This window comes from Streptomyces sp. NPDC034049 (genome assembly GCF_055575575.1).
The window spans coordinates 986,233-1,003,129 of the sequence record NZ_JBVISJ010000001.1; the positions used below are offsets into that span (position 1 = coordinate 986,233).

16 protein-coding genes, 1 pseudogene and 1 riboswitch are annotated in these 16,897 nt (G+C 73.7%); of the genes and pseudogenes, 5 read left to right on the top strand and 12 right to left on the bottom strand.

The genetic code is table 11. The annotated features are described in order from the left end of the window. Positions 1-19: 19 nt before the first annotated feature. From cobC to ACZ52C_RS04395, 3 genes and pseudogenes are all read right to left on the bottom strand, one after another. Positions 20-1,138 (bottom strand): Rv2231c family pyridoxal phosphate-dependent protein CobC, encoded by a 1,119-nt coding sequence (cobC, locus tag ACZ52C_RS04385; protein ID WP_469073329.1) that lies wholly within the window; start codon positions 1,136-1,138, stop codon positions 20-22. Beyond that, the gene (locus tag ACZ52C_RS04390; RefSeq protein ID WP_469073330.1) at positions 1,128-2,087 is read right to left on the bottom strand and encodes a sirohydrochlorin chelatase; all 960 of its coding nucleotides are present in this window, start codon (positions 2,085-2,087) and stop codon (positions 1,128-1,130) included. The genes cobC and ACZ52C_RS04390 overlap by 11 nt, the downstream gene beginning before the upstream one ends. 178 nt (positions 2,088-2,265) lie before the next feature. After that, a pseudogene (locus ACZ52C_RS04395) lies at positions 2,266-2,634 on the bottom strand (cobalamin biosynthesis protein); the annotation flags it as partial. Positions 2,635-2,818: 184 nt separating this feature from the next. Between ACZ52C_RS04395 and ACZ52C_RS04400 the strand changes: the two are divergent. Next, positions 2,819-3,547: a ZIP family metal transporter gene (locus ACZ52C_RS04400; protein ID WP_469073331.1), complete on the top strand. Its 729-nt coding sequence runs from the start codon at positions 2,819-2,821 to the stop codon at positions 3,545-3,547. Positions 3,548-3,576: 29 nt separating this feature from the next. Here the strand turns inward: ACZ52C_RS04400 and ACZ52C_RS04405 are convergent, their stop codons facing one another. From ACZ52C_RS04405 to ACZ52C_RS04425, 5 genes are all read right to left on the bottom strand, one after another. Then, the gene (locus tag ACZ52C_RS04405; protein ID WP_469073332.1) at positions 3,577-4,950 is read right to left on the bottom strand and encodes a cobyrinate a,c-diamide synthase; all 1,374 of its coding nucleotides are present in this window, start codon (positions 4,948-4,950) and stop codon (positions 3,577-3,579) included. Between the two features lie 4 nt (positions 4,951-4,954). After that, positions 4,955-5,554 (bottom strand): cob(I)yrinic acid a,c-diamide adenosyltransferase, encoded by a 600-nt coding sequence (cobO, locus tag ACZ52C_RS04410; RefSeq protein ID WP_033529174.1) that lies wholly within the window; start codon positions 5,552-5,554, stop codon positions 4,955-4,957. After that, positions 5,555-7,594, bottom strand: a complete 2,040-nt coding sequence (locus ACZ52C_RS04415; RefSeq protein WP_469073333.1) for a putative cobaltochelatase — start codon at positions 7,592-7,594, stop codon at positions 5,555-5,557. Positions 7,595-7,766: 172 nt separating this feature from the next. Beyond that, positions 7,767-9,284 (bottom strand): cobyric acid synthase, encoded by a 1,518-nt coding sequence (locus ACZ52C_RS04420; RefSeq protein WP_469073334.1) that lies wholly within the window; start codon positions 9,282-9,284, stop codon positions 7,767-7,769. Further along, positions 9,281-10,222 (bottom strand): cobalamin biosynthesis protein, encoded by a 942-nt coding sequence (locus ACZ52C_RS04425; protein WP_469073335.1) that lies wholly within the window; start codon positions 10,220-10,222, stop codon positions 9,281-9,283. Before ACZ52C_RS04425 ends, ACZ52C_RS04420 begins: the two co-directional genes overlap by 4 nt. 98 nt (positions 10,223-10,320) lie before the next feature. Then, positions 10,321-10,463: riboswitch (cobalamin riboswitch) on the bottom strand. A 236-nt stretch (positions 10,464-10,699) separates the two neighbouring features. On the opposite strand from ACZ52C_RS04425, the gene ACZ52C_RS04430 reads away from it, so the two are divergent. Further along, the gene (locus tag ACZ52C_RS04430; RefSeq protein WP_469073336.1) at positions 10,700-10,906 is read left to right on the top strand and encodes a DUF397 domain-containing protein; all 207 of its coding nucleotides are present in this window, start codon (positions 10,700-10,702) and stop codon (positions 10,904-10,906) included. Between the two features lie 31 nt (positions 10,907-10,937). After that, the gene (locus tag ACZ52C_RS04435) at positions 10,938-11,249 is read left to right on the top strand and encodes a hypothetical protein (protein WP_469073337.1); all 312 of its coding nucleotides are present in this window, start codon (positions 10,938-10,940) and stop codon (positions 11,247-11,249) included. Here ACZ52C_RS04435 and ACZ52C_RS04440 read toward each other — a convergent pair. The 4 genes from ACZ52C_RS04440 to ACZ52C_RS04455 all read right to left on the bottom strand — a co-directional run bounded on the left by ACZ52C_RS04440 (position 11,179) and on the right by ACZ52C_RS04455 (position 14,324). Then, positions 11,179-11,691 carry a hypothetical protein gene (locus tag ACZ52C_RS04440; RefSeq protein WP_469073338.1) on the bottom strand — a complete coding sequence of 171 codons (513 nt, stop codon included), beginning with the start codon at positions 11,689-11,691 and terminating at the stop codon, positions 11,179-11,181. The two genes, ACZ52C_RS04435 and ACZ52C_RS04440, sit on opposite strands and share 71 nt — an antisense overlap. A gap of 41 nt (positions 11,692-11,732) precedes the next feature. Further along, positions 11,733-12,590 carry a helix-turn-helix domain-containing protein gene (locus ACZ52C_RS04445; RefSeq protein ID WP_469073339.1) on the bottom strand — a complete coding sequence of 286 codons (858 nt, stop codon included), beginning with the start codon at positions 12,588-12,590 and terminating at the stop codon, positions 11,733-11,735. Between the two features lie 224 nt (positions 12,591-12,814). Next, a complete protein-coding gene (locus ACZ52C_RS04450; protein ID WP_033529177.1) occupies positions 12,815-13,036 on the bottom strand; it encodes a hypothetical protein in 222 nt (73 codons plus the stop codon). A gap of 28 nt (positions 13,037-13,064) precedes the next feature. Then, entirely contained in the window at positions 13,065-14,324 is a 1,260-nt protein-coding gene (locus tag ACZ52C_RS04455; protein ID WP_469073340.1) for an inorganic phosphate transporter, read from the bottom strand. Positions 14,325-14,824: 500 nt separating this feature from the next. Here ACZ52C_RS04455 and ACZ52C_RS04460 point away from each other — a divergent pair, with 500 nt between their 5' ends. Continuing rightward, positions 14,825-15,535, top strand: coding sequence for a class II aldolase/adducin family protein (locus tag ACZ52C_RS04460; RefSeq protein WP_469073341.1), 711 nt, complete (start codon positions 14,825-14,827; stop codon positions 15,533-15,535). Positions 15,536-15,682: 147 nt separating this feature from the next. Then, positions 15,683-16,810: an alpha/beta hydrolase family protein gene (locus ACZ52C_RS04465; protein ID WP_469073342.1), complete on the top strand. Its 1,128-nt coding sequence runs from the start codon at positions 15,683-15,685 to the stop codon at positions 16,808-16,810. Positions 16,811-16,897: the final 87 nt, after the last annotated feature.

Here is a 16,897-nt window from a genome sequence, read left to right on the forward strand (position 1 = left end):
GACCGCTGAGCCCCTCCGCTCAGCGGTCCGCCAGCGTCATCGCCCGGTCCAGCGCCTGGAGGAAGCCGTTGACCGTGGTCCGGTCGCGGACCGCCAGGCGCAGCCACGCGTCGTCCAGCCCCGGGAAGGTGTCCCCGCGGCGGACGGCGAAGCCGAGGCTGCGCAGATGCCGTCGTACGGCGGTCGCGCGGGGCAGCCGGATCAGCACGAACGGGCCCTCGGCGGGCTCGACCACGGCCAGCCCGTCGGGGGCGAACTCCCGCAGTCCGGCGACCAGATGGGCCCGGTCGGCGACGACGCGCGCGGCCGCCTCGGCGGCCTCCGCCAGCGCCCGCTCCGAGACGCACGCCTCGGCCGCCGCGAGGGCCGGCGTCGACACCGGCCACAGCGGCTGGGCGCGCTCCAGCTCGGTGATCGTCCCGGGCGCGGCGAGGACGTAACCGATCCGCAGCCCGGCCAGCCCCCAGGTCTTGGTGAGGCTGCGCAGGACGACGAGGCCGGGCACGTCCGTCCGCCCGGCCAGCGCCTCGCGCTCACCCGGCACCGCGTCCATGAACGCCTCGTCGACCACCAGCGTCCGCCCCGGCCGGGCGAGCCGGGCGAGGGACTCCGCCGGGTGCAGCACCGACGTCGGATTGGTCGGGTTGCCCACGACCACCAGGTCCGCGTCCTCCGGCACGGCCGCCGGGTCCAGCCGGAAGCCGTCCGACTCCCGCAGCAGCACCCGGTCCACGGTGTGCCCGGCGTCCCGCAGCGCGGCCTCGGGCTCGGTGAACTGCGGGTGCACGACCACCGGATGACGAACCCTCAGGGCGCGCGCGAGCAGCACGAACGCCTCGGCGGCGCCCGCCGTGAGCAGGACCCGCTCGGCCGGCAGTCCGTGCCGGGCCGCCACCGCCGCCCGGGCGGCCCGTCCGTCGGGGTAGGCGGCCAGCCCGGTCAGCGACCCGGCTATGCGCTCCCGCAGCCAGGCGGGCGGTGTGTCGGACCGGACGTTCACGGCGAGGTCGGTGAGCCTCGCCCCGTCGTCCCGCACCTCGGCGTCGCCGTGGTGCCGCAGGTCATGGCCCGGGTCGGTCAGGTCGTGTCCCGTGTTCCGCAGGCCGTGCCCGCTCCCGGAGTCGGATTCAGTGTGCATGGGAGTGCGTGTGTCCCCAGAGGTGATGATCGTGACCGTGGTGGCCGTCGTCGTCCGGACGGGTCTGCGGCTGCCGTGGCAGCCCCGGGCTGTTCCCGCCGCCGTGCGGAGTGCCGCCGGCGACGGAGGAGTCGGTGGGATCGGGGGAGCCGGGGGAATCGCGGTGCGGGTGCGGGCCGCCCTCCAGCGCCTCCCGGTACCGCCCCACGATCAGATCGAGCAGCTCCGGCTCCGGTCCGACGACATCGGCCGACCGTACCCCGATCTCCGGACGCGCGGCAGCCCAGCCCTCGGTCTGCTGCCGCACCCGGTCCGCGAGGGCGCCGTCGAGCGGGAAGTACGGCAGGACGACGATGCGCCGCGCGCCCAGCCGCACACACCGGTCGAGACCGCTCGGCACGTCCGGCGCCGCCATCGACACGAACGCCGTCTCCACCCCCGCGTACCCGCGCCCCTCCCACAGCAGCCGGGCCGCCCGGTGCACCTCGGCGTTGGCGGCGGGGTCCGTGGAGCCGTACCCGACGAGCAGGACGGTCACATCGGCCCGGTCGCCCGGGGTCCGCGGCGCGGGCGACCCCAGCGCCTCCTCCACCCGCCGCTCCAGCAGGCCCAGCAGCGCGGGACGCGGGCCCGGGGGACGGCCGTGCCCGTACGACACCTCCGGGTGCCGCTCCCGTACGCGGTCCAGCGCCGCCCGCACATCCGCCTCGGCGCGCCCGGCGGCCTCCGGGGCCAGCGGGACCACGACGAACCGCCGTACCCCGTGCTCCACCAGCGCGGTCACGGCCTCACCCAGCGGCGGCCGGAACGGCTCGGCGAAGCCGCCCCCGACGGGCAGCCCGGGGTGGCGGCGCCGCAGCTCGCGCAGTAAGTCGCGGAACGCCTCGGCCCCGGCCTCGTCCCGGGTTCCATGACCGGTGATGAGCAGGGCGGGCGGCGGGGTGGTCACGGTGTCTCCTCGGAGGCGGAAGGGGTGGTGCGGGAGCGGTCGGGACGCGGGGGCGTTCGGGGCGGGTCGGCGGCGGTCACCGTCATCGGGTCCCTCGACGACCGCGGTCACGGTCACCGCCACCACGATCATCATGCCGACCGCCGTCGGGGGCGGCACAGCCAGGGTTGGCTGTCGCGACGGCACACGTCACCCGCCCCGGCCGCCCGTCCACCGGCTCCGACTTCCGCTTCGGCACAAGGAGTTCACCCCCGCCGACGAGCGCGGCGGCCTCCGCGACGGACGGGGTACCGACGGAGGCGAGGGCGACGTCGGAGGGGTTGGGCACCGCCACGGCGGCCAACTCCGCCGCGGAGTGGGCGACCAGGGGGACCCCGAGCCGCTCGGCGGCCTGGACGAGGCCGGGTTCACCGGCTTTGGCGTCGACGGTGACGAGCGCGGAAACGGCCCCGAGGGAGAGCCCGGCATCCCGCAGCACCCCTACCACCAGCCCGAGAACCTCCACCACCGACACCCCGGCAGAGGCGCCCACACCGACAACGAGTGCCCCGAACCCACGGTCAGCCACAGCCGCGCCGGTTTTCTGGGGGCGCGGGGCGGTGACATATGCGGCTCCGCCGCGTGGGCGCGACCAGCCCCCACGAACCCGCACCCGAAATCCGACCTCCCCACTCCACACCACCCCGGGGCGCCGCAACCGACACCGCCCACTCTTCCGGTAGCAAGGACCCATGGCGGTCTTCGTGGCACTCGGCGCGTTCCTGATGACGCTGCTCGGCGGGTGGACGGCACAACGTGTGACGGACCGCCGTCACCTGGTGCTGGGTCTGGCCGGCGGCCTGATGCTGGGCGTGGTCGGCCTCGATCTGCTCCCCGAGGCACTGGAGGCCGCGGGCGAGGAGGTCTTCGGCGTACCGGCGGCGCTGCTGCTGTTCGTCGCCGGGTTTCTCCTGGCCCACCTGGTGGAACGCCTGCTGGCCGCCCGCCAGGCGGCGCACGGCGCGGAGGAGCACAACGGCCGTACGCCCCAGGTGGGTCTGACCGCCGCGGCCGCGATGGTCGGACACAGCGCCATGGACGGCGTCGCGATCGGCGCGGCCTTCCAGATCGGCGAGGGCATGGGCATCGCGGTCGCGCTCGCGGTGATCGCCCACGACTTCGCGGACGGCTTCAACACGTACACGCTCACCAGCGTCTACGGCAACGCCCGCCGCCGTGCGCTGGCGATGCTGTTCGCGGACGCGGCGGCGCCGGTGGTGGGAGCCGCCTCCACGCTGCTGTTCACGATCCCGGAGGGCCCGCTCGGCTGCTACCTCGGCTTCTTCGGCGGCGCCCTGCTTTATCTCGCCGCTGCCGAGATCCTCCCCGAGGCCCACCATGCGCACCCGGCCCGCTCCACCCTGCTGTGCACGGTCGCCGGGGCGGCCTTCATCTGGCTGGTGGTGGGCGTGGCGGAGTGAGCGGCACACCCCACCGGTCGACGTACCGCTCATGACGCCCGGCATCTCTCCACGAACCGCCGTGCGACACCGGGCTCCGACGCCCAGTGGGTGTGCAGATAGCTCGCGTGCACCCCTCCCTGCACGAACCCCTCGACCCGAGGCCGGGGGGACCGTATCCCCCAGGCGGGCGCGGGCCCGGCCCCCGGCTCGACGACGGTCCGGTGGAACTCGTGGGCCCGCATCCGGGTCCCGGCCGGCGCGAGCGCGCTGTCGCCCACGGCCACGGCGTCGCGGTACCCGAGGGTCAGCCGCTCGTCCATCCGCGCCGTCGCGTCGAGCACCCCGCACATGGGCCGCCCGTCCAGCTCCCGGCACAGATAGAGCAGGCCCGCGCACTCGGCCGCCACCGGAGCACCGTCGAACGCCAGCTCCGCGACGGCCTTGCGCAGCGGCTCGTTCGCCGACAGCTCGGCGGCGTACATCTCGGGGAACCCGCCGCCGATCACCAACCCGCGCGTCCCGTCCGGCAGACGCTCGTCGCGCAGCGGATCGAAGACGACCACCTCGGCACCCGCCGCGGTCAGCAGCTCGGCGTGCTCGGCGTAGGAGAAGGTGAACGCGGGCCCACCGGCCACGGCGACCACCTCCCGCCCGGCCGACGCCACGACCGGCGGCTCCCACGCCGCCCCCGACAGCGCACCCGCGCTCCGGGCGAGCGCGACCAGCGCCTCCAGATCGCACCCGGCCCGCACCTGCGCGGCCATCGCCGCCACGGCCTCCAGCGCCGCCGCCCGCCGTTCGGCGACCGGGACCAGTCCCAGATGCCGGGACGGGGTGTCCACCTGAGGAGCCCGCCGCAGCACGCCCAGCACGGGGACACCGGTCGACTCCAGGGCATCCCGCAGCAGTTCCTCGTGCCGGTCCGAGGCGACCTTGTTGAGGATCACGCCCCCGATCCGCACCTCGGGATCCCAGGAGGCGAACCCGTGCACCAGCGCCGCCACCGACCGCGACTGCGACGACGCGTCCACGACCAGCACCACCGGCGCCCGCAGCAGCTTCGCCACATGCGCGGTGGACGCCAGCTCCCCCTGACCCGAGGCCCCGTCGAACATCCCCATCACACCCTCGACGACGGCGATGTCGCATCCGCGCGCGCCGTGCGCGAAGAGCGGCGCGACCAGCTCGGGCCCGCACAGGTACGCGTCGAGGTTCCGCCCCACCCGCCCGCTGGCGAGCGCGTGGTACCCGGGGTCGATGTAGTCCGGCCCCACCTTGTGCGGGGACACGGCGAGGCCCCGCTCGGTGAGCGCGGCCATCAGGCCCGTGGCGACGGTGGTCTTGCCGCTGCGCGACGAGGGCGCGGCGATCACCAGCCGGGGGACGGAAGGCAGGGGAGGGGAAGCGGAGGAAGCGGTCACGTCGTCACCACTCGATGCCCCGCTGGCCCTTCTGGCCCGCGTCCATGGGGTGCTTGACCTTCGACATGTCGGTCACGAGGTCCGCGAAGTCCACCAGTTTCTCGGGCGCGTTCCGTCCGGTGATCACCACATGCTGGGTCCCGGGCCGGTTCCGCAGCACGTCGATCACCTCGTCGGTGTCGATCCACCCCCAGTGCAGCGGGTACGCGAACTCGTCCAGCACATACAGCTTGTACGTCTCGGCCGCCAGGTCCCGCTTGACCTGCTCCCAGCCCTCGCGGGCCTTGTCCTCGTTGTCCATCTGGCCGTCCCGCTGCACCCAGGACCAGCCCTCGCCCATCTTGTGCCAGTCGACGGACCCGCCCTCACCGGACGCCCCCAGCACCCGCAGCGCGTTCTCCTCGCCGACCTTCCACTTCGCCGACTTGACGAACTGGAACACCCCGATCGGCCACCCCTGGTTCCAGGCGCGCAGCGCGAGCCCGAACGCGGCGGTGGACTTCCCCTTGCCGATACCCGTGTGCACGAAGACCAGCGGACGGTTCCTGCGCTGACGAGTCGTCAGCCCGTCGTCCGGTACGACACTCGGCTGTCCCTGAGGCATCTACGCCGCCTTCCTCGAAGTCCTCTGCGTACCCTGCACGTCCCGGACGAGCCCGGCGATGGAGTCCGCCCGCAGCTCGTCCAACGTCACCGCCGTACCGCCCAGTTCACCCGCCAGCTGCCCGGCGAGCCCCAGCCGGACATGGCCCGACTCGCAGTCGACCACCACCGAGGCGTGGCCCTCGGCCGCGAACAACCGGGCCGCCCGCCCGGCGAGCGCGACGGGCTCCGGCCCACCGGTCGCCCGGCCGTCGGTGACCACCACGACCAGCGGGCGGCGCGCGGGGTCCCGCAGCCGCTCCACCCGCAGCACGTCGTGCGCCTTGAGCAGTCCGGCCGCGAGCGGGGTGCGCCCGCCCGTCGGCAACGACTCCAGCCGGGCCGCCGCCGCGTCCACCGACGAGGTCGGCGGCAGCGCCACCTCGGCGGCCGACCCCCGGAACGTCACCAGGCCCACCTTGTCCCGCCGCTGGTAGGCGTCGAGCAGCAGCGACAGCACCGCGCCCTTCACGGCACCCATCCGCTGCCGCGCCGCCATCGAACCGGAGGCGTCGACCACGAACAGCACGAGGTTGCCCTCCCGCCCCTCCCGGGTCGCCTGCCGCAGATCGTCACGCCGTACGACCAGCCCCGGCCCGGACCGCCCCCGCGTCCGCTGATGCGGCGCGGCGGCCTGCACCGTCGCCGCCAGATGCAGCTTGGTCAGCGTGCCACGCGGCCTGCGCGCCCCGGTCGTGCGCCCGTGCTCGGTCCGCGCGCGCGAACGCCGCCCGGCGGCGCCCTCCCCGAGCCCCGGCACACTGAGCACCTTCGTACGGAACGGCTCGGCGGCCCGGACGGCCGACTGCTCCCCGGCGGCCGGAGCCTGCGCCGGCACGCCCTCGCCGGACTCGGGCCGGGCGCCGTCGTCGCCGCCCTGGGGCCCGTCGTACTCGGGAGCCGGCGGCCGCCCACCGCCACCGGGGCCGTCGGGACCGGGATCCGGATCGTCGTCGTCCTGCGGGTCCTGGGGGTTCTGGGGGTTCTGCGGCGGCTCCGCGAACTCCTCCAGCGTCTCGTCGAGCTTGTCCTCGTCGAGGCCGGGCGCGTCGAAGGGATTCCGCCGCCTCCGGTGGGGCAGCGCGAGCAGCGCCGCCCGGCGCACGTCCTCCGCGAGCACCTCGGTCCGCCCGGCCCACGCGGCCAGCGCGGTCGCGGTCCGGGCCATCACGATGTCGGCCCGCATCCCGTCCACCTCGAACGCCGCGCAGGTCGCCGCGATCTGCCGCAGCGCCGCGTCGCCCAGCACCACGGACGGCAGCAACTCCCGTGCGGCGACGACCCGTTGCCGTACGTCGGCCTCCTCGTGCGCCCAACTGGCCGCGAAACCGGCCGGGTCGTCGTCGTAGGCGAGCCGCCGCCGGACGACCTCCACCCGCTGGTCCGGCTCCCGCGAGGCCGCGACCTCCACGGTCAGCCCGAACCGGTCGAGCAACTGCGGCCGCAGCTCGCCCTCCTCGGGGTTCATCGTCCCGACCAGCAGGAACCGCGCGGCATGCCGTACGGAGACGCCCTCGCGCTCCACGTACGAGGCGCCCATCGCCGCCGCGTCGAGCAGCAGGTCGACGAGGTGGTCGTGGAGCAGGTTCACCTCGTCGACGTAGAGGATGCCCCGGTGCGCGTCCGCGAGCAGGCCCGGCTCGAACGCCTTCACGCCCTCCGACAGCGCCCGTTCGATGTCGAGAGCGCCGACGAGCCGGTCCTCGGAGGCACCGACGGGCAGCTCGACCATGCGCGAGGGCCGGGTCTCGAACGCCGGCTCGTGCGGGCCGTCCGGACACGCCGGGTCCGGCTTCACGGGGTCGCAGGAGAACCGGCAGCCGACGACGACCTCCACCGGCGGCAGCAGCGCCGCGAGCGCCCGCACGGCGGTGCTCTTGGCGGTGCCCTTCTCGCCGCGCACCAGCACCCCACCGATCCTCGGGGAGATGGCGTTGAGGAGCAGGGCGAGTTGCAGGTCGCCCTGCCCGACGACGGCGGTGAAGGGGAAGTGCGTGCTCACGCGGTGGTCCCTCCTGGAGGTGAATGAATGAGACGAGTGCCGACCGGCGGGATGAGAGGCGCGGCGCGCAGCCCCTGCTTCTCAGGGACGCGGGGAACCGCGCGGGAAGCCCCACCGGCCGGCGGACGACGCTCCCTCCCCCGGCTCTCCCGGCGGAACCGACCCGGCGCCCTCATCCCGGCACCCCCGGCGCCCCCGGCGGCACGAACGGCAACCCCGTCGGCGCGCCCGACTCGATGAGTCGCCACAGCGCGTCCGTGTCCGCGTGCTCCTCGATCAGATCGCCGAGCCGGTCGAGCTGCTCCTCGCGCAGCGCGGCGAACGACGTGTCCGGGGCCGGCACGAACCGCCGCCCCGAAGCCGCCGCCACCTCGCGCAGAAAGGCACGCCGGAAGCCGTCCGACTCCAGCGACCCGTGCCAGTGCGTGCCCCAGGTCTGCCCCACCCGGCACCCGTCCAGGAAGGGCTCGCCCCCCAGGACCTCGGCGACCCCGTGGTGGATCTCGTACCCCTCGACCCGCTCACCGAGGGCCTCACCCACGGGCCGGGTCAGGGTCTTCTCAGGGTCGAAGCGGACCCGCACGGGAAGCACCCCGAGCCCGTCCACCCGCCCGAGCCGGCTCTCGACCTCGTCCTCGATACGCTCCCCGAGCACCTGGAACCCACCGCAGATCCCGAGCACCGGCCGCCCCTCGGCGGCACGTCGCACGAGCGCGTCGGCCAGCCCCCGCTCCCGCAGCCACTCCAGCGCCCGCACCGTCCCCCGGGTCCCCGGCACGACGACCAGGTCCGCGTCGGCCAGCTCCTCGGCCCGGTCCACGAACCGCACCACGACACCGGGTTCGGCGGCGAGCGCGTCCACGTCGGTGAAGTTGGACATCAGCGGCACCGCGCACACGGCGACCCGCAGCACGTCCTCCCCTACGGGCGGCGCGACGTTCGACTCGCGGACCGTCCCGCGCAGCGAGACCCGCAGCCCGTCCTCCTCGTCGATCCCGAGCCCGTGCCGGAACGGCAGCACCCCGTACGTCCGCCGCCCGGTGAGCCCATGCAGCATGTCGAGCCCAGGCTCCAGCAGGGAGACGTCCCCCCGGAACTTGTTGACGAGGAACCCGGCGACGAGCGCCTGGTCCTCGGGGGAGAGCAGCGCGACGGTCCCGAAGAACGACGCGAAGACCCCACCGCGGTCGATGTCGCCGACGACGAGCACGGGCAGCCCGGCGTTGCGGGCGATCCCCATGTTGACGATGTCGGTCCGCCGCAGATTGATCTCGGCCGGAGAGCCGGCCCCCTCGCAGATCACCGCGTCATACGTGCCCCGCAGCTCGGTGAGGCACTCCAACACGGTCCCGAGCAGCCGCTGTTGCCGTCCGCCGTGATAGCCGCGCGCGCTCATCTCGCCCACGGGCTTCCCGAGCAGCACGACCTGACTGCTGCGCTCACCCCCGGGCTTGAGCAGCACCGGGTTCATGAGCGCGCTGGGCTCGACCCGGCACGCCTGCGCCTGCATGGCCTGCGCCCGCCCGATCTCGGCGCCCTCCTTCGTCACGAAGGAGTTGAGCGACATGTTCTGCGCCTTGAACGGCGCGACCTTGACCCCCTGCCGCACCAGCCACCGGCAGATCCCGGCGGTCACCACGCTCTTCCCGGCGTCGGAGGTCGTCCCGGCGACCAGCAGCCCGCCACTCATCCCTGCCTCCTCGACCGCAGCAGCGACACACCCGCACCGATCCCCAACGCCAGCCATCCCACCCGCCGGGACAACCGCACGGCCCGCTCGATGTCACCCACTTCGACGGCGCGCCCCTCCCCGTTCAGCACCGGCCGGTGCTCGACCCGCCCCCCGTACGACAACGTGCCCCCCAACCGCACTCCGAGCGCCCCCGCGAACGACGCCTCCACGGGCCCCGCGTTGGGGCTCGGGTGCCTGCCCGCGTCCGCGCGCCAGGCCCGTACGGCCCCCCGCGCGTCCCCACCGGAGGCGGCGGCCAGCACCGCCGTGAGCCGGGCCCCCGGCCACCCCGCCACGTCGTCCAGCCGCGCGGAGGCCCAGCCGAACCGCCGGTACCGCTCCGACCGGTGGCCGACCATGGCGTCCAGCGTGTTGACGGCCCGGAACCCCACGAGCCCGGGCACACCCGCCACGGCTCCCCACACGAGCGCCCCCACCACCGCGTCGGAGGTGTTCTCGGCGACGGACTCCACGACCGCCCGCGCGATCCCGTCCCGGTCGAGCGCCTGCGGGTCCCGCCCGCACAGATGGGGCAACCTGGCCCGCGCGCCCTCGAGGTCCCCCGCGTCGAGGGACCGCCCGATCGTCCGGGCCTCCCGCGCGAGCGAAGTCCCCCCGACGACGGCCCAGGTGGCGGCGGCGGTCAACGCGACGGAGGCCGCGCGCGACGGCCGCACGGCGGTCGAGGCGACGGCCCCGAGCGCCACGGCGCCTCCCGCGCACACGGCGGTGTGCAGCGCGCCCCACCCTCGGTGGTCCCGCCACAGCACCCGCTCCACGGCACCGGCCGCCCGCCCGAACGCGGCGACCGGATGCCCCCGGCGAGGATCACCGAGCAGCAGATCACCGAGGAGTCCGGCGGCGGCGCCGTACGCGAAGACGCGATCGGCACGCACGGGCTCAGCCGGTCGCGAGGTCGGACGGGGATCCGGTGCTGGGACTCAAGTGGCAGCCGCACATGGCGATATGTCCTCACTCAGGGTGTCCACGCCCTGGTTCGACGAGACCGACGGCGAGAGTTCCTGGCTCCCGGGAGGTTCTTCCCCGGTGACAGTGGCGGGACCGCGCCGGACTTCCACCGGCTTCCTCTCCTGCCGTCGTACATGGCCCCGGCAGTCCACCACGCCCCCGGAAGACCCGTCAACTTGCTGTTGACCTGCGGCGCAGGGGTGTGCTCAGCCCCACATCGCTGAAATATCGCCAGACGCCCGAATCGGCTCTTTCTGCGCTCATTTCCACGGCGTCGGACGGGAACACTTGAGGGAACGGCAGTACGAAGACTGAGCGCCGACGAGCGGCAGCGGCTGGGCACGGCGCTCGGGTCGTCGCGGTGGACGCGTGTCGGCGCGCTGACTTGTGAGGTGGAGGTCAGGGTGTCCGACAGGGAGTCCGCGGCGCGGAGTTGGATCAAGAGCAGTCGTTCGGGTGACACCAGTATGTGCGTGGAGGCGTCGTTCGACGAGGACCGAGTTCTGGTGCGTGACTCGAACTCGAAGAAGAGCGCTGTGCTCTCCTTCCGTCACAGCGCGTGGTGTGGTTTTCTGGCGGGGCTTGTGGACCCGGGAGCGGACGGCTCCTGAAGAACCGTTCGGGGGACGGGAGGTACACGCGATGGACGATCGGACCAAGGGATCCGCCTCGGCGCGCGCGCGGGCATCGAGGGACCGGCGGACGCTGTTGTCCGCCGCCGCTCCGCTGGTGCTCTTCAGCACGGTCGCCGGAGTCCTGGCCGTGGGGGTGGGAGCTCTCGCCGCCCTGCTGGTGCCGGGGACGGAGGCGCGGGGTGCCGTCTGGCTGGTGGTGACCGCCCTGATCGCGACGGGGGCGGGCCTGTGGTGGGGGCTCACCCCGGTCACGGAGCGGCTGAGGGCCCTGGACCGGGCTCTGGTCGGGGCTCGGCCGCGGGGGCCGGAGGAACGCTGAGGCCGCCGGGCCGCCCGGCGTCGGCTCGGGCGCGCAGCACCCTGCCGATGCCCGCCGCGAGCGAGGTGAGCAGAGCGGCGGCGATCGCGCCGGTGATCGCCGTGGTGAGCGGTGCGGTGGCGTCGAACCGGGTCGTGGGGACGACCCGACCGGCCACGGCGATGCTCAGCAGCAGGACGCTGGCGCAGAACGTGCCCAGTAACAGGCGGGTGGACAGGAGCCGTATCTCGCCGTCGACCCGGGCGCTCTCCACCCGGATGAGCGCCTCCGCCCACTCCGCCTCCTGCATGGCGTACGCCTTCAGCGTGCAGTCGTCCAGCCGGGCCGGGCCGCCGGTCTCCGGGGGATCGCCCGGAGGAGGGGCGTCCGGGTCCCCGCCGCCCGGAACGGTACGGCGCGCCGTCAGCCGCCTCCACCACTCGTGCCATCCGAAGACCGCCATGGGCCCTCCCCCCGATTCCGCCGGGCGTCCCGGCCCGGTGCTCAGTCGTTGTCCAGGCTCTCCCGGACCGTGTCGAGGAACTCGATCATCCGGTCGCCTTCGTACGCGAGGTCGCTGATGTCCGCGAAGCACTCCTGGTGGCGGACCGTGAGATCGAGATCCTCACGGTTGGACAACCCGCCGTTGGGGCCCTCCAGGTAGAGCAGGTCGTCGTCGTCCCTGAACCCGAGCAGGATGAACGGGCTGAGGGTGCTGAAGTGCGCCCCCGCCGTGAACGGCAGGAGCCGGATGCCCATGCGGGGGCGCCCGGCCAGCGCCTTCACGTGGTCCAGCTGTTGGCGCATGACGCGAGGGCCGCCGATCACCCGTCGTACGGCGGCCTCGTCCAGGACGATGTCGATGCGCGGGCCGGAGTCGGAGTGGATCAGCCGTTCCTGCCGGGCGAGCCGGAGCTCCACCGAGCGGCGCACGTCGGTGGGCTCCGACGTGGGGGAGAGCAGGGCGGTGGCGTAGTCCTCGGTGTGCAGGAGGCCGGGGAGCACGATGGGGTTGTACATGCGGAGGGAGGTCGCCGCCCCCTCGTAGCCCAGGTACTGGGCGAACGGCTGGGAGACCAGGTTGCCCCAGGGGGCCCACCACGACGGGCCCTTCGAGCCCCGTGCGGCCTCTTCCAGCTCGTTCACCAGCGCCGGATCCGTGATCCCGTACTGCTGGATGAGTGCCCGGACGTCGGTGACGCTGACCCCGACCGTGCCGGCCTCGATGCGCATGATCTTCGACAGTGACCATTCCAGGGCGTCCGCCGTCTGCTGCTTGGTCAGCCCTGACGTGTAGCGGGCTTTGCGCAGTTCGACTCTGAGCCTGCGTCGATTCAGGCTCGGATCGATGTCCCTGGGCATGGCGCTCCCCTGTTCAACTGTCGGGTGGCCATCGTCGAATCGGCATGTATCTGATAGCTTACGCCGATTGGATATCGTCGTACAGACACCTCCTCAATGACATATGTCATTTCGACGAGGGTCACGGCTTTGGGTGGACAATAGACAAACCCCTCGTACCGGGTCAAACGGTACGAGGGGTTTGTCTGTATGTGTCGTGCGAGGTGGGAGGGGGTGCCGGGGCCTCAGGCCATGATCAGGTAGATCCCGTAACCCACCGCCGCCGTGCAGGCCGCGAAGCAGGCGTACGCCGCTGTCGTGGCGAGCGCGGGCGAGGTGCCCGCGGTGGTCGCGGCCTCCCGCTTGGAGAGACCGACGATCCCCAGGGTGAAGAGGCCGACGAGGGCCACGGTGACCACGAGGCTGACTCCGAAGACGGAGCCCAGGGCTGCCCAGTCGATGTGCATGGTGATCTTCCTCAGGAGGTCGCGGGGCTCAGACGGCGGGCGTGGGCGCGGACGAGGTCGCCGGGGCCGGGGTCTCGGCGGCGGCCGCGGCCGCCGCGGGGATGGTCGCCGTGAGCTCCTCGGCCACGGCGGCGGTGGGCGGCGGGGTCACGGCGGCCATCGCCGTGGTCACCACACCGGGCGGCTCCTCGGTGTCGTTGACGTTCGTGTGGTCGACGACCTCGCGGCGCGAGATCACCCAGATCGCGGCGCTGGAGGCGATGAGGAAGGCCGCGACGACGGCCGTGCCCCAGCTGCCGAAGCTCGTCACCCACTCGGCGAGCGCGGCGACCAGCGCGGCGGCCGGCAGGGTCAGACCCCAGGCGACGAACATCCGGGTCGCGGTGGACCAGCGGACCACCCCGCCCTTGCGGCCGAGGCCCGCGCCCATCACCGCACCGGAGACCGAGTGCGTGGTGGAGAGCGAGAAGCCGAGGTGCGAGGAGGCCAGGATGACCGTGGCCGCGCTGGTCTGGGCGGCGAAGCCCTGCTGCGGCTGGAGGTCGGTCAGGCCCTTGCCCATCGTGCGGATGATGCGCCAGCCGCCCAGGTAGGTGCCGAGTGCGATGGCGAGACCGGCGGAGACGATGACCCACACCGGCGGGTCGGAGTCGGGCGCGAGGACGCCGCCGGCCACCAGGGCGAGGGTGATGATGCCCATGGTCTTCTGGGCGTCGTTCGTGCCGTGGGCCAGCGAGACCAGGCCCGCGGAGGCGATCTGGCCGACGCGGTAGCCCTTGCCGGACGCCTTCTCGCTCGTGTGCTCTCCGAGCTTGTACGTCAGCCGGGTGGCGAGCATCGCCGCGATGCCGGCGACCAGCGGGGCCGCGACGGCGGGGATCAGCACCTTGGTGACGAGCACGTCGCCGTGCACACCGGCGACGCCGACCGAGGCGATGGTGGCGCCGACGAGGCCGCCCATCAGAGCGTGCGAGGAGCTGGACGGGAGCCCGACCAGCCAGGTCAGCAGGTTCCAGAGGATGGCGCCGACGAGCGCCGCGAATATGACCTCTGGCTGGATCCCGGACTCGTCGACGAGTCCCTTGGAGATGGTGTTGGCGACCTCGATGGACAGGAACGCGCCGACAAGGTTGAGCACGGCGGACATGGCCACCGCGACCTTGGGCTTCATTGCGCCGGTCGAGATGGTGGTGGCCATCGCGTTGGCGGTGTCGTGGAAACCGTTCGTAAAATCGAACGCGAGCGCGGTGATGACCACGATCGCGAGGATCAGCGAGAAGTTTTCCATTTACCCGGGCTTCTTTCGGACGTCAGTGGCATGTGGACCGTAGGCAACCTGGGTGAACGGAAGATGAACTGGGGCAGGCGCGCGGGTGTAATGAACAAGGTGTCGCCGCTCCGCTTTTCGGCCGCCGGGCGGCCCCGGGCCGCACAGGGCGGCCGTCCGGCCTTCGAACGGAGGCGGAACGCGAAGATCCGCCACCCCCGGGCGAACCGCTTCAGCCGGTCCACCGACCCGTTGAACAGGTTCTGGTCGCCCGCCGGACTCCCGCTGCCGTTGCCGTACGCACCGGGCGGCGGCCCGCGGGGCGCCCGACCTCGTCGCTGAACGACGTGATCCAGCCGACCGTCACGGCGTCGCTCAGGCCGTGGCGCTTCCGCTTCCGGTCGTACGGGTTGTATGCGATGTCGAGCGTATGCGGACATGGGACCTTGCGCGGGCCCGCCATCCGCCCGCCGTGCCCGCGCCGGGGCCCGCCACCGCCGGCCGCCTGGCAGGATCGCGGCATGGTCGAACAACAGGGGAACGCCCGGGGCGAGCGGGACGCGCGGCGGCGCGGTGCGCCGGGTGTGCCGGACGACGTGGCGCGGGCGTGGGACGAGCTCGTCGCGACGGCCCGCCGGACGGTGGCCGACGGTCTGGTCGTGGGCACCTCGGGGAACGTGTCCGTGCGCGTCGGGGACACCGTCCTGGTCACGCCGACGGGAGTGCCGTACGACCGCCTGACCCCGGACGACGTGACGGGTGTGGACCTCACCGGCCGGCAGGTCCTCGGCACGCTCCGCCCGACGAGCGAACTCCCGATGCACCTGGCGATCCACGGCACGACCGACGCCCGTGCCGTCGTCCACACCCACGCGGTCCACGCGACGGCCGTCTCCACCCTGGTGAGCGAGCTGCCGCTGATCCACTACATGTCCGCCGCCCTCGGCGGACCGGTCCGGGTCGCCCCCTACGCGACCTACGGCACCGCCGAGTTGGCCGAGAACATGCTCCGCGCTCTGACGGGGCGCAGTGGCTGCCTCCTCCAGAACCACGGCACGATCACCTACGGGAGCACCCTCGCCGAGGCCTACGACCGCACGGCCCAGCTCGAATGGATGTGCAGAGTCTGGCTGACGGCGTCCTCGCTCCCGGGCCGCACCCCCCACCTCCTCACCCCCGCCCAACTGACGACCGTGGCCGCCCACCTGCGCGAGTACGGCCAGCCGACCTAGAAACCCGGCTGCGCGCCGCTTCCGCCCGAGCTTCTCCGTCGTGGCGCCGACCGCCTCGTGCGGCTCTCTTCGCCGTCCTCGTCCCTCCGGTCACTCCTCGGTCGGTGCCCACTGGCCGGAGGCCGGGTCCCCCGGGACACTGGAGGGGTGGGTGCAGTCAAAGCGGCGGTCGCCGCGGTCGGGGTCGCGTTCGCGGCCGGTGCGGCCAGTGTCGCAGCGGGCCGGTTGGCCAGCGATGTCGCGCTGAAGGCGCCGCCGGGCGAACCGCTGCCCACCGAACCCCGGCTGACCGTGCACTCCACCGCCGCCGGCCGTATCGCCCTGACCCGCGCCTTCGCCTCCCAGCGCCCCGGCACCTACGGCCTCACCGGCCACGGCGCCCACGCGGTCGTCGGCGGCGTCCTGGACGCCGCCCCGCACGCCCCCGACGCGGTCGTCCGCCGCCTGGAGCGCGTCACCCACGGCACCCTGGAGCCCGGCGACAAGGTGCGGTTCACCCCCACCCTCCACCTCGGCGACCCGCGCACCGCGCTCGGCCTCGACCACGAGGACATCGAGATCCCCGGTGAACTCGGCACCCTGCCCGCCTGGTTCACCCCCGCGGACCGCGACATCTGGGTGATCGCCGTGCACGGCCTGGGCACCACCCGCGAACACCCCATGAACGTCATGGAGTTCCTGCACCGCCACCGCTTCCCGGTGCTCACCCTCGCCTACCGCGGCGACCCGGGCGCCCCCCGCTCCCCGGACGGCCTGAACCACCTCGGCGAGACCGAGTGGCGCGACGTGGACGCCGCCGTCCGGCACGCCGTCAGGTTCGGCGCCGAACGCGTCGTCCTGCTCGGCTGGTCCACCGGCGCCACCATGGCCCTGCGCGCCGCCACCCGCTCCGCGCTGCGCGACCGCGTCGCCGGACTCGTCCTGGACTCACCGGTGCTCGACTGGACCGCCACCCTGCGTGCCCTCGCCGCCGCCCGCCGCACCCCCGGCGCCCTGTTGCCCCTCGCGGTCCGCGCCGCCCAGGGCCGCACCGGACTGGGCGCCGCCTCCGCCGACCAGGACAGCGACCCCGCGGGGCTCAGGACGCCGACCCTGATCCTCCACGGCCCCGACGACACCGTCGCCCCCTGGGGCTCCTCCCGGCGCCTCGCCGCCCGCCGCCCCGACCGGGTCACCCTCCGCACGGTCCGTCACGCGCCGCACGGCGCCATGTGGAACGCCGACCCCAAGACCTACGAAGAGGCCCTCCGCCGCTTCCTCACCCCGTTGATCTAGGGGCCCGCGCCCGGCCGGAGGAAGAGCGGGGGAGGGGTCGCGCACCGCCCTGCCGGAGAGAGGTACGCCACATTCCGTTTCGTGTCG

Coding starts and splice junctions, on each gene's coding strand:
- cobC (WP_469073329.1), bottom strand. CDS start 1,138: ATGCACACTGAATCCGACTCCGGGAGCGGGCACGGCCTGCGGAACACG.
- ACZ52C_RS04400 (WP_469073331.1), top strand. CDS start 2,819: ATGGCGGTCTTCGTGGCACTCGGCGCGTTCCTGATGACGCTGCTCGGC.
- cobO (WP_033529174.1), bottom strand. CDS start 5,554: ATGCCTCAGGGACAGCCGAGTGTCGTACCGGACGACGGGCTGACGACT.
- ACZ52C_RS04420 (WP_469073334.1), bottom strand. CDS start 9,284: ATGAGTGGCGGGCTGCTGGTCGCCGGGACGACCTCCGACGCCGGGAAG.
- ACZ52C_RS04435 (WP_469073337.1), top strand. CDS start 10,938: ATGGACGATCGGACCAAGGGATCCGCCTCGGCGCGCGCGCGGGCATCG.
- ACZ52C_RS04440 (WP_469073338.1), bottom strand. CDS start 11,691: ATGGCGGTCTTCGGATGGCACGAGTGGTGGAGGCGGCTGACGGCGCGC.
- ACZ52C_RS04445 (WP_469073339.1), bottom strand. CDS start 12,590: ATGCCCAGGGACATCGATCCGAGCCTGAATCGACGCAGGCTCAGAGTC.
- ACZ52C_RS04450 (WP_033529177.1), bottom strand. CDS start 13,036: ATGCACATCGACTGGGCAGCCCTGGGCTCCGTCTTCGGAGTCAGCCTC.
- ACZ52C_RS04455 (WP_469073340.1), bottom strand. CDS start 14,324: ATGGAAAACTTCTCGCTGATCCTCGCGATCGTGGTCATCACCGCGCTC.
- ACZ52C_RS04460 (WP_469073341.1), top strand. CDS start 14,825: ATGGTCGAACAACAGGGGAACGCCCGGGGCGAGCGGGACGCGCGGCGG.